Here is a 1,150-nt window from a genome sequence, read left to right as displayed (position 1 = left end):
CTCGCCCTCGGGGCCGACGATGAAGTACCTCTCGCCGCCGGGTTCCTTGGCGATGACGCGGACGGGGCGGGAGCGCAAGGCCGCGCGTCGCCTCAGTTCGAGCAGGGCTGCCTCATAGGGATCGGCGTCGGGCAGCACGGTAACGGGTTCGCCGTCTACGAGCGGGCCGTCCGCCGTAAGGATCACGGTGTGGATCGGCGCGACGGGCACGTCGGCCGGGTTGATGGCGGGCATGGGTGATGTTCCCTCCTTTCTGTTACCAGCCGGCTGGGAAGTACGGTGGCGCCCAGCCGACGTAGGTGGCGCCCCAGCGGGTCTCGATCTCGGTGGCGTCCACAATGTCGATGTAGTCGGGGCGCAAGATGTCGTTGCTGGCGATCAGCCCGTCCCCGAGGTACAGGGCGACGTGCCCCGCCCTGCCGCCCGTCTCCCAGTACATGAGCGCCCCGGGGGGCACGGTGCGGCTGCCGTCGTGCCGCATGTCGGCGGGCATCTGCCGGTAGTGGTCGATCGCGTAGTTCACGCCGGACCCGCCCCAGCCCCATGCCTGCGCGACGAACGCCAGGCAGCGGCGGTACCACCCGGAGAAGCTGGTCTCGGCCTGGTCGCGGGCCCAGGCGATCGCGCCCTCAGTGGAGCGGGGGTTGTCCACGCGCAGCGGCCAGGCCGTCGTTGCGGAGTCGATGAAGCCGTTGCCCTCGCCGCCGCCGGGGGCGTCCTCGCCCTCGTCGGGGTAGCACTGGTCCTCGGTGCCGGGATCGGTGGGCTGGGGGGCGGGAGCGCCGCCTCCGGGGCGGTAGAGGTCAATGCCAGCTTCTTCGGCGATCTCGCGGGCGGCGTCCTCCTGGCCTGCGTAGAGGTCGGGGAAGGCCGAGCGCTGCACGGCCTGGGCGGCGTCGCCCGGCGGCATGGTCTCCCACCCCTCGATGTCGGTCAGCCCCGGCGGGTCGCCGTCGTCCGCGCCCAGGAAGAACATCGTCGCGGCGTACATCGGATCGGTCACCTGTTCGGGAGTGCCCCAGCCCTGGGAGGGGCGTTGCTGGAACAGGCCCATCGATTCCGTCGCCGCCGACGCCGGGCTGTCCGGGCGCGCCACGCTCATCGGCCTGATGACCGCTCTCCAGGAATCGACCCTGCTCAACCTGGAATA

The 1,150-nt window shown here is 71.3% G+C and carries 2 protein-coding genes; both read right to left on the bottom strand.

Annotation, left to right across the window (positions count from 1 at the left end; all coding sequences use genetic code 11):
* Nucleotides 1-234, bottom strand: a 234-nt coding sequence (locus tag D7231_RS35310) for a hypothetical protein (protein ID WP_147449908.1), incomplete at its 3' end; no start/stop codon positions are given.
* A gap of 22 nt (nt 235-256) precedes the next feature.
* Nucleotides 257-1,003 carry a C40 family peptidase gene (locus tag D7231_RS35305; protein WP_206752008.1) on the bottom strand — a complete coding sequence of 249 codons (747 nt, stop codon included), beginning with the start codon at nt 1,001-1,003 and terminating at the stop codon, nt 257-259.
* Nucleotides 1,004-1,150 lie beyond the last annotated feature (147 nt).

Origin of the sequence: Streptomyces klenkii, assembly GCF_003626645.1 — a bacterium.
GTDB classification, from domain to species: Bacteria; Actinomycetota; Actinomycetes; order Streptomycetales; family Streptomycetaceae; genus Streptomyces; species Streptomyces klenkii.
Note: the sequence above shows the minus strand (reverse complement) of the source record. Positions and strands in the feature narration are given on the sequence as shown.